At 43.4% G+C, this 10067-nt stretch carries 10 protein-coding genes; 4 read left to right on the top strand and 6 right to left on the bottom strand.

Annotated elements, in window-relative coordinates:
• The 3 genes from E7204_RS01440 to E7204_RS01430 form a co-directional block, all read right to left on the bottom strand.
• Positions 1-267 (bottom strand): aldo/keto reductase (locus tag E7204_RS01440; RefSeq protein ID WP_295180880.1); only part of this gene is annotated, 267 nt, incomplete at its 3' end.
• Positions 268-478: 211 nt separating this feature from the next.
• Complete coding sequence (locus E7204_RS01435) at positions 479-1270, bottom strand: enoyl-CoA hydratase (protein WP_295180878.1); 792 nt, start codon at positions 1268-1270, stop codon at positions 479-481.
• Positions 1271-1524: 254 nt separating this feature from the next.
• Positions 1525-2412: a formate/nitrite transporter family protein gene (locus E7204_RS01430; RefSeq protein WP_295180876.1), complete on the bottom strand. Its 888-nt coding sequence runs from the start codon at positions 2410-2412 to the stop codon at positions 1525-1527.
• Between the two features lie 412 nt (positions 2413-2824).
• Between E7204_RS01430 and E7204_RS01425 the strand changes: the two genes are divergently transcribed.
• The 4 genes from E7204_RS01425 to E7204_RS01410 are packed head-to-tail and all read left to right on the top strand — an operon-like array spanning position 2825 to position 7089.
• Positions 2825-4675 (top strand): alkaline phosphatase, encoded by a 1851-nt coding sequence (locus tag E7204_RS01425; protein WP_295180874.1) that lies wholly within the window; start codon positions 2825-2827, stop codon positions 4673-4675.
• 27 nt (positions 4676-4702) lie between these two features.
• Entirely contained in the window at positions 4703-5152 is a 450-nt protein-coding gene (locus E7204_RS01420; protein WP_226974119.1) for a hypothetical protein, read from the top strand.
• A gap of 1 nt (position 5153) precedes the next feature.
• Entirely contained in the window at positions 5154-5825 is a 672-nt protein-coding gene (locus tag E7204_RS01415) for an ABC transporter ATP-binding protein (protein ID WP_295180870.1), read from the top strand.
• On the top strand, positions 5815-7089 hold the full coding sequence (locus E7204_RS01410) for an ABC transporter permease (protein WP_295180868.1): 1275 nt from the start codon (positions 5815-5817) through the stop codon (positions 7087-7089). Before E7204_RS01415 ends, E7204_RS01410 begins: the two co-directional genes overlap by 11 nt.
• A 235-nt stretch (positions 7090-7324) precedes the next feature.
• Here the strand turns inward: E7204_RS01410 and E7204_RS01405 are convergent, their stop codons facing one another.
• The 3 genes from E7204_RS01405 to E7204_RS01395 form a co-directional block, all read right to left on the bottom strand.
• Entirely contained in the window at positions 7325-7834 is a 510-nt protein-coding gene (locus E7204_RS01405) for a DnaA/Hda family protein (RefSeq protein WP_295180866.1), read from the bottom strand.
• A gap of 351 nt (positions 7835-8185) precedes the next feature.
• Complete coding sequence (locus E7204_RS01400) at positions 8186-8362, bottom strand: hypothetical protein (protein WP_295180864.1); 177 nt, start codon at positions 8360-8362, stop codon at positions 8186-8188.
• A gap of 331 nt (positions 8363-8693) precedes the next feature.
• Positions 8694-10067 (bottom strand): ATP-binding cassette domain-containing protein (locus E7204_RS01395; protein WP_295180862.1); only part of this gene is annotated, 1374 nt, incomplete at its 5' end.

Here is a 10067-nt window from a genome sequence, read left to right as displayed (position 1 = left end):
TTTTTCATAACCATAGTTATTAAACCAAATCTTCGTTGTTACGAAAACTTCATCACGAGGTACGGACGTAGCATTCACGGCTTCACCCACTTCGTTTTCGTTGCCATATAAGCGCGCCGTATCAATGTGGCGATAGCCCGCATCAAGCGCGTCCAAAACAGCCTGTTTCGTGTCTTCATTCGGAATTAAATAAGTCCCAAAGGCAAGAATCGGCATTTTGACGCCATTATTTAGGATTACATAATCTTTTACGTTATTCGTTTCCATATGCTCTCACTCCTATACATCCGAATCGACCTATTATTTAGAACTATTCTTAGCTTAATAAACCTATTCTAAGCTTAATGGACTTATTCTCAGCTTAATAGACCTAATCTTAGCTTAATAGAACAATTCTTAGCTTAATAAAACTATCTACCTGTTTTTTATAACAATAAAGGCTATCTAATTTTTACAATTAAATAGCCCCATTAACATATTATTTCCCCTGGAAGTTAGGACGACGGCGTTCTGCAAAGGCACGCACGCCTTCTTTGAAGTCTTCCGAGAAGCCCAAGGTTGTTTGTAAATGTACTTCCAATTTAGCATATTCATCCCAACCGCTGAATACACTGGCCCACATCATTTCTTTCATAGCTTTGAAGGATAATTCAGGCCCTTTAGCTAAACGAGTGCAAAGACGGTCGGTTATTTTTACTAATAATTCCGGTTCGCACACTTTATAGACAAAGCCGTATTCTTTCGCTTTTTCAGCAGTTACCGCTTCACCGGTCATGGCGAGCTGCATAGCGCGGTTCATACCGATGGCACGGGTCAATAAGAACATCCCGCCCGCATCAGGTGCAAGGCCTACGTTAACAAAGGCCTGGATAAAACGGCTGTTGGTAGAGGCAATACAAATATCGGCAGCCAATACCATATTAAAAGCGGCGCCTGCTACGGCTCCGTCGGTGCTCATAACAACGGGTTTGGACATTTTTTTCATAGCAAATGAAATTTGCATAACCAGTTCAGCGATGGCTACTAACGACTGCTGGTCGTTCTCTTCAACGGCGCGTTTCATTTCCGACAAATCGCCACCGACAGAGAATACCTTACCTACCGCATTGATTAAGAGCACCCGTGCTTCCGGATCCGCTTCGGTGCGCTCAATGGCATCAAGGATTTCATTACACATAGGAATGTTAAATCCGTTCTGCACTTCCGGACGATTAAAGGTAATTGTTGCAATTTTGTTAGTTACTGAATACAAAATATTGGTATATTCCATTGATTACTCCATTTCTAATACTCGGAAACAAAAGCCTTCCTTATATTACCTAAATTACAGGATTCTAAAAAAGTGCCCTCTCAAACTTTATCTTCTACTTTGTTATTAGTATACCGAATTTCTTCGATAATGAAAAGAGGCGGTTTAAGGCTTTATCTTTTAACTTCCGAATTTATAATAGTTAGCCATGGTCATGTATACTAACCTTCATTACCTTATTTTAAAACTTTATTTTAAAACTCTATCTTAAAACTTTATTTTAAAACTTTTTCTTTCATAGCCTGAATCAGCGCTTCATCGGGACGACCATTCCCATACATTAACGCCATGCCGATAAATACGGCACCGCCAATAATATTACCTAAACTGACCGGCAAGAGATTGTTAATAAAGAACGATCCCCAACCGAGTTGTGCCAAGGCATCCGGTGTAACCCCCAATGCCGTGGCCTGTGCCACGTAAGACGGATCGGAAGCGGCCAAAATACCGGCCGGAATATAATACATGTTAGCCACACTGTGTTCAAAACCGGATACGATAAACATAAATATAGGTAAATAAATTGCCAGAATCTTACCGGACGTTGATGTGGTACTGAAGCTGAGCCAGACGGCTAAACACACGAGCCAGTTACAAAGTATTCCCAAGGCCAATGCTTGACCGAATGTAAGTGTCACTTTGCCGACCGCCAGTTTAATCGTCATGCCACCCAGCAGATTGGCGCCACTGTGCCATAGCCCGGATTGGCTTAACAACCACGCGATGCACAGCGAACCCAATAAATTGGCCATAAATACAATCACCCAATTACGCAATAAACGGTATAGGGAAACGCGCCCACATAGCCAGGCATTAGTAATCAATACATTCCCGGTGAATAACTCAGTCCCCGCCATCAAGACGAAAACCAGGCCACCCCCAAAAATCAGGCCCGCTACAACTTTACCTAAACCGTACCATGCGGGCAGTGCTAATAAATTAAACGCCCCCATCGTTGACGCCTGCGAAGCAAACGCAATAAAGGCGCCGCCTAAAAAGCCCAGAATCAACAAGGTCCGAAAGGACGAGTTCGCCTTTTTCTCCCCTATGGCCAAAGCGAGAGCCGTTGTTTCTACAGGTTTCAACAATTTTGGATCATTCATAAAAAAATCGCCTCCCAATAACTGACTGCTATATGCATACTGCTACATATGAACTGCTACATGCATAATGCTACATATACACTATTACATATACACTGCTATTTTATAATGACCACTTAGTCATTAACGGCTGACCGATAAAAGCTACCTACTTTTATCAAATATTTACGAACTTTTGTAAAATGAGCCCATGTGACTCCACACGCTGAACCTCTGACATGATTTATCTTTTTAATTGTAGCATAAAACACGATATTTGTGTTGTACTAAATTCAAACGTCCTTTGCCCTTAGCTCTATTACAATTCTTTTACAAATACTTTACCGCCTTTTTTCTGTATCTTTTTTTAGCCCTTTGATAGGATAAAGAGAGCAGAAGTTCATTTTTATTTGATACATTAGGAGGTATTTTCATGAACGGAAAGCAGCATTTACGTAAAATGGTATTTTTTGCTTTAGCAGGTGCCTTAGCGTTCGGTCTTAGTACGCCCGCAGTCCAAGCAGCAGCTCCTCCAGTGAGTGTAGTTTCTCAAGCAAACTTACCTGCCACGGCTGTGACAAGTAACGCAATTAAAGTAATGCCTATTAACCAGGCAAAATTCTGGCAGGGTCAACGTTTTGACTTTGAAGTGGAATTACCGCTTACTACTACAGAAGTAGCAGTAACTATCAACGGTGAAGACGCTACTAAAGTTTTCAAACAAGACGCAACAATCACCCAATACGCCGATCATATTTCCTATCGCATTAACGATGTGTCCTTCAAAGACACCGGCGACAAACGCGTTAACGTAGTTGCTAACACAGCTCAAGGCGCAATCAGAAAAATGGCTAACTACAAAGTAGTTAACGAAAAAGCTCAAAAGAAAGCTAAAAACGTTATCCTCTTCGTTGGCGACGGCATGAGCATGCAAGCTAAAGAAGTAGCTCGTATTCTTTCCAAAGGCATGAGCGACGGTAAATTCAACGACGTTTTGGCTATAGAAAAAATGCCTCACATGGCTCTTATCACTACTTCCGGTTATGACTCCATCGTAACGGACTCCGCCAACAGTGCTTCCGCTTACAACACCGGTAACAAATCCGTAGTTAACGCTATGGGCGTGTATGAAAACAGCACTCCTGACCCAATGGATGATCCAAAAGTAGAAAATATCTCTGAAATCATTTCCCGTGCGAAAGATATGTCCTACGGCATGGTAACAACTGCGGCTGTAACTGACGCAACTCCGGCTGCCGTAACGGCCCATACTCGTCGCCGTGGCGAACAGAACTTCATTGCAATGGACTTCTTAAATCGTAAAAACCCACCGGCTGTTGTATTGGGCGGCGGTTCCCAGTTCTTCTTGCCATTGGAAACTCCTGGTTCCAAACGTAAAGACAATGTGAACGTAATCCAAGAGTTCAAAAACAAAGGCTACCAATTTGCCGGTAACAAAACTGAACTTGCTCAAACTACAGCTGACAAACCAATCCTCGGTTTATTCACCCTTAACACTATGAACGTTTACATGGATCGCGAATTCTTACCTGAAAATCCATCCGTGCTTAAAGGTTTCAACGATCAACCTGGTCTTTTGGATATGACTAAAAAAGCCGTTGACGTATTAGAAAAGAACCCTAACGGTTTCTTCCTTATGTCTGAAGCCGGCTCCATTGACAAACAATTACATACAATGGATTGGCAACGTGCCGCTTATGACGCTATCGAATTCGACCAGACTATCCAATGGGCTCAAGAATACTCCAAAGCTCATGGCGACAACACTTTGATTATCGTAGTAGCTGACCATGCTCACGGTATCAGTATTACCGGTACTTACAGCGAACAAGATGGCAAAGTAGGTCGTGAAGCAGTTCGTGTATACGGTGATGCAGGCTGGCCTACATTCATCGATACTAACCGCGACGGCTTCCCTGATAACCCTGATGCTGACGTAACCTTAGCTGTTCAATACGCTAATGCTCCGGATCATTATGAAAACTATCGTTTCCAAAATGAACCAACCAGCCCTGCTACAGCCGGCAAAGACGGTCTTGTAATCGCTAACCCTAAACGTGCTCCACAAGGCGCTCGCTTAGTACAAGGCAACTTACCTACAACTACCGGTGAAACCAGCGAAGTTCACTCCGCTGACGACGTAGTACTCATGGCTCAAGGCCCTGGTTCCGAATACTTCCACGGCGTTATGGACAACACTGAAGTATTCTTCGGTATCCTCCGTGCCCTTGGCGTTGACGGCAACAAAGATAACAACAAATAATTTTTTACAAGGATGTGACTAGGAACAATGATGCAATTAAAACAGTGGCTACGCCCTTTAATACTTGGCCTCGTAGTACAGCTTGCAGTTGTCATGGTGCCCAACACGGCTTTGGCGGCTTGGCTGAATTTTGAAGACATGTATGCAGGCGCAACTTCAGAAGGGCTTATTCTATCGGATAGCTTATTGTCATTAAATGGGCAAAATGTAACGATGCAAGGTTATATGGCTCCACCGTTAAAACCGACCATCAACTTCTTTGTGCTCACAGAAACACCTATGGCCATCTGTCCCTTCTGCTCAACTGATGCAGATTGGCCTAGTGATATTGTAGTCGTTTATATGGACGATTCCGTAACGGCTTTGCCTTATGACCAGGACATTACCGTATCGGGACAATTGGAAGTAGGCAGCTATGTAGATGGTGAAACAGGCTTTGTAAGTCTTGTTCGCCTCCGTGGTGCTGAGGTTTATTAATATGTTGACGATTCAAAATCTGACCCGTCAATTTCCTGACGGCGACACCTTGATTACCGTATTGGACTTGCCTACCTTTGAAGCACCAACCGGTAGTCAATGGTGTTTGACCGGCGTTAGCGGCAGTGGCAAGTCCACCTTACTTCAGTGCATAGCCGGACTCCTACAACCGACTACCGGCACGATTCAGGCGGATGATGTCAGTTTGACCGAAATCAACGCAAAAGAACTCGATCATTGGCGCGGTCAACAAGTTGGTTATATTTTTCAAGACTTCAATCTGCTCAGTTTTTTAACAGCCGAAGAAAACATTATAAGCGGTGCCTTCTTTGCCAATCGTTTTACGCACAAAGAGATGACCGATGAAGCGGTAAAACTCATGGACATCATGGGGCTTACCAATCTCCGTCACAAAAAGCCGACCCAATTGAGCAAAGGTGAGCAACAACGCGTGGCTATTGCCCGGGCGCTTATAAAAAAACCTTCCCTACTGTTAGCCGACGAACCGACAGCCAGTCTTGATGCCGCCAACAGTGCCATCGTTATCGACTTATTGCGCAACTACAGCACGGAAGCTAATGCCACCTTACTGATTGCCAGTCACGAAACGACTGTTATTTCTCAATTTACTAATCAATTACACTTAACAAAGCGAGGTTCTCATGATTCGTAAAATAGCCTGGCAGCAGCTCTGGTCCAAACCTCTGACCACATCGCTCCTGCTTCTCGTCATGGCGCTCGCGGTAGCCTTAAGTGTATTGGTAGTTTCCTTGGGTAGCGGACTGCAGCGTGGACTCATCGCCGCGACCGAACCCTTTACTCTACTCGTAGGCTCTCCCGGAAGCAGCCAACAGTTTGTACTTAATACCGTCTTTTTACAAGACAAACCCCTTTCCAATATCAGTTACCAAGAAGTTACTCAATTACGCGCCAATACTAAACTTGTAAAACAGGCCATACCTTTAGCTTTTGGCGATAGTGTAAAAGGGTTTCGCTTAGTTGGTACCGAGCCTGAAATTTTTGCCGTACGAGCCGATAATACTAAACCTGAATGGCTGCGCCTCTCATCGGGCCGTCCGTTCCAAACCCCTTTTGAAGCCGTTATCGGCCAAGATGTGGCAAAACAATTAGGCCTGGCTCTAGGTGATACCTTCTACTCCACACATGGTACTTTGGCAAAAGGTAAAGAGCATCAAGAAGAAAAATTTACGGTTGTCGGTATATTAGCCGATACCGGCGGCCCTTATAATCAAGCCGTTTTGACACCTATCGAAAGCATTTGGGAGCTCCATGCTCACGGTCATAAACCAAACCGAGTACAAGGACAACTCCCGACCGCCGCTCAAACTCAAGAGCAAGTGCAAGACCAAGATCACCCTCACGACCTTTCTGAAAAAGGCGATGTGACGGCTATCATGGTAGAACCGGTAGGTTTCGGACAAGCCTATACCCTAGCAGCCCAATATATCAAACGTAAAGATGCTCAACTCGTATTCCCCGCCCAAGTCATTACCCAACTCTTCAACCTCATGGGGCGTGGTGAAAAAGTATGGCAACCTATCGGTTACTTATTAATCGGGCTTGCCATGGCCGTTGTTTTGGTAACTGCTTATTTGGCAACGGTGAATCGACTCCGCGATTACGCCATCTTAAAAGCGCTCGGCGCAACACAAAAGCAGCTGTACAGTATTTTGATACAGCAAACGGCCTATGTAATAGGTCTTGGCGCAGTCTTTGGCTGGCTCATGGGCTTTGGCGCCTACCTCGGCCTGGCCTATGCCTTAAACACCAGTTCAGCCATTATCATACCGCTGGCCATCTCCTCAGCGTCTTTGCAACTCACCCTCCTTTGCATAGTCGTCGGCCTCGCGGTAAGCCTCTTGCCGGTGTACGCATTCCACCGGAAGGCAAAACAATTACATGATGTAATGAATTAACACACGTTTTACACAATCTCACCTACGCATAAAGGGATATATCACGAAGAACTACCCACTCTTCGCTGATATATCCCTTTTGTATTACACGCTAGCTTTATATTACACGTTAGCTTTGTATTGCACTTTAACTTTATATTGAAAAAGCCCTCCAGCTGTGGAGGGCTTTTTTACTGAGTTATATGAGATTCTTACTTCACATAGCTCTATTAGAGTCTAACCTATAAGCAGCATCTTATTTAACAACTACGAAAGCACCACTGCCTACAAGCTCTGCCAAATTCGGTAAAACTAAGGCTTCATAAGTTTCGGGAGCCTGAGTCATGGTAAATACAACCTGACGATTATTGCGAACCAAACCTTCAAACAAACGGAGTAACCCTTTTTGTACCGATTCATCCGCTTCACGTACTACATAATCAAACTCGCTGATTAAAAGCATATCGATGCGCACGAATTCTTCCATGAAGTCGGCCACATAACCGTAAGTCACGCTGTCGGTATACGCTTCCACCAAACCTTGACCGGTAAATTCTTTAATTACAAGATTCGGCGTAAGATCCAAAGATTCGCGCTTTACGATTTCGCCGACGTTTTCCATTTTGGCAACTGTCCCTACTACTACAAGCGGATTATGCGCATCAGCACCCAAAGCAGCCGCTACGGTATCAAAGGTATGACGCGCGTCAGCTTTTACAATAGTATCAGTCTTCTTTAAAATATCGGTATTAATTGTTTCTGTCATGCTATATCTCCTTATAAACTTTTATCCTTATATTTTTATTAAATCTATTTGTGAACTATATTCAATATTTTCACTATTTTATATTATAGCAGAAAATGGCTAATCTTTATAAGAAAAAATAGTTATCCTGTTTCTGTCATAAAATCAAAAATTTTTTACAAAGTTTTTCGTGCCTGATAAATACATCTCATCAGAACAGAAAAATCGGCAACCGAATACTCGGTTGCCGATAAGTCCTCATACCTATCTACTACATTGTTAATAACATATGAGAAGTAGAGTAACAATCTGCTGATTGAATTCTTTAACGATGAGCAAATATGTCGGACTCTCCCCAGTCCTTAATTGACACTACTTAACTTTGGATGCCAAAGCAGCCGCTTCAGTACGTTTACGAATTGCGTCAATCAAAGGCTTAACTTCCAAAAATTCTGCATCCGTCAAACGGAATGTACGACCTTTGCGGTCGAATAATGATTTTTTGCGACCTGAGCCCGCGCGTTTGCCGCCCCACTTGTTAGTTTTCATAACGATCCTCCCTTGGGAAATGCGTAACACTGCCATGCAAAAAAATAACTATTCTTCTCTGTTTCTAGTATATACTATTCAAGCGACAAAATTCAATATTTTATTTCATGTATACCTTAAACTTTTTCAAATTGTTTACATCTTTCAAAACTATAAATCAAATTTCTTGTTTATACGGCGTATTTTATCAAAATAAGCCGAATGGAGTATTCAAAAAAATAAATTATTTTTAATTATGTCTGATTTCTTAAGTATCATAATTTAAATTTATAAAAATTTGATGCATCAAAGTGAAAGGTATTAATAAAAATTTTTAAAACAAATTATTCTATTACCGCTCGGCAAGCATTAACCACCGTTCCGTTTTAGCATCTAATTTTGCCGCCGCATCGGCACGTTCTGCCATAGTCTTTTCCATGGCTTCGTAATCGCCGCCCGCTTGATTAAGCATGGCATCATAAGCTTTTAACAGACCTTCTAACTCAGAAATATCCAGTTCTAATTGAGCAAGCTCCGCCTGCTCTGCCTTTGTAAGTGGTTTAGACGCCGTAGGAGCCGCTTTTGCCGTAATTGAGGTATCATTACTCTCATCAGAAACAAGCGCGCCCTTAGAAGCGATTTTATCGCTTTTCGGCTCATTTTTAACATCCCCTGTTCCGGTTTGGGCGGTACCTGCCTGCTGCCCCACTACACCGCTATTTAATTTACCACCCGCCAAAACACCAATGCCACTGTCCGCTTCCATTTCATCCAACATATCACGATATTCCGAATACGCCCCATGGACAATTTCAATTTGACCGTTCCCCTTAAATACGAATAATTTATCGACGACGCGATCTAAAAAGTAACGATCATGGCAAACGGTAATTACAATACCGCTAAAAGAGTCCAAGAAGTCTTCCAACACTTCCAGCGTCGGAATATCCAAATCATTAGTCGGTTCATCCAATAAGAGCACATTAGGGGCGCTCATGAGGAGTTTTAACAAGTACAGGCGGCGCTTTTCACCGCCCGATAGTTTGCGAATCGGTACACCATGGAGTTCCGGGGTAAATAGGAAACGTTCCAAAATCTGACCGGCACTCAATGTACTGCCATCAGCCAACACCATGTAGCGATGGTCTTCCCGAATATAATCCAATACACGCTGGTCTTCATCAAATGCCGGCAATTCTTGCGTAAAATGCGCTATACGGACCGTTTCACCGCGGCCGAGGGTTCCTGCATCCGGTTCGAATTTACCGTCCAATAAGCCCATAAATGTGGATTTACCGATGCCATTCGGTCCTACGATACCGATGCGGTCATGACGAACCACATGATACGTAAAATCCTTCACAATCGGAATATCACCGCGACTGAAGGTTAAGTGTTCAATATCAAAAATAGTCTTGCCCAAACGGCTTTTAAGAGCAATCGGATCCAAGGTATCGGCACGACGCGCCACATCCTGGGCTTTTAAGGTTTCATAACGCTGTAAACGGGCTTTTTGCTTCGTCGAACGCGCTTGAGCCCCACGGCGTACCCAGGCCAGTTCTCGTTTCAAGAACTGATGGCGTTTTTCCGCCGTCGCCGCTTCCCGTTCTTCCCGGTCCGCCTTCAAGGTTAAAAATGTCTCATAAGTCCCTTCATAGCTATAAAAATGACGGTCTGAAAGTTCTAAAATTTCATCGCTCAAGGCATCCAAGAAATAGCGGTCATG

Origin of the sequence: Veillonella sp., from assembly GCF_015058545.1 — a bacterium.
In the GTDB taxonomy this organism is placed as follows: Bacteria; Bacillota; Negativicutes; order Veillonellales; family Veillonellaceae; genus Veillonella_A.
The sequence above is the reverse complement of the archived record's forward strand: the minus strand, read 5'-3'. Positions and strand labels throughout refer to the sequence as shown.

Bases quoted from the DNA above. Each gene is read 5' to 3' on its own strand.
- E7204_RS01435 (WP_295180878.1), bottom strand. From the start codon at position 1,270: ATGGAATATACCAATATTTTGTATTCAGTAACTAACAAAATTGCAACA.
- E7204_RS01430 (WP_295180876.1), bottom strand. From the start codon at position 2,412: ATGAATGATCCAAAATTGTTGAAACCTGTAGAAACAACGGCTCTCGCT.
- E7204_RS01425 (WP_295180874.1), top strand. From the start codon at position 2,825: ATGAACGGAAAGCAGCATTTACGTAAAATGGTATTTTTTGCTTTAGCA.
- E7204_RS01420 (WP_226974119.1), top strand. From the start codon at position 4,703: ATGATGCAATTAAAACAGTGGCTACGCCCTTTAATACTTGGCCTCGTA.
- E7204_RS01415 (WP_295180870.1), top strand. From the start codon at position 5,154: ATGTTGACGATTCAAAATCTGACCCGTCAATTTCCTGACGGCGACACC.
- E7204_RS01410 (WP_295180868.1), top strand. From the start codon at position 5,815: ATGATTCGTAAAATAGCCTGGCAGCAGCTCTGGTCCAAACCTCTGACC.
- E7204_RS01405 (WP_295180866.1), bottom strand. From the start codon at position 7,834: ATGACAGAAACAATTAATACCGATATTTTAAAGAAGACTGATACTATT.
- E7204_RS01400 (WP_295180864.1), bottom strand. From the start codon at position 8,362: ATGAAAACTAACAAGTGGGGCGGCAAACGCGCGGGCTCAGGTCGCAAA.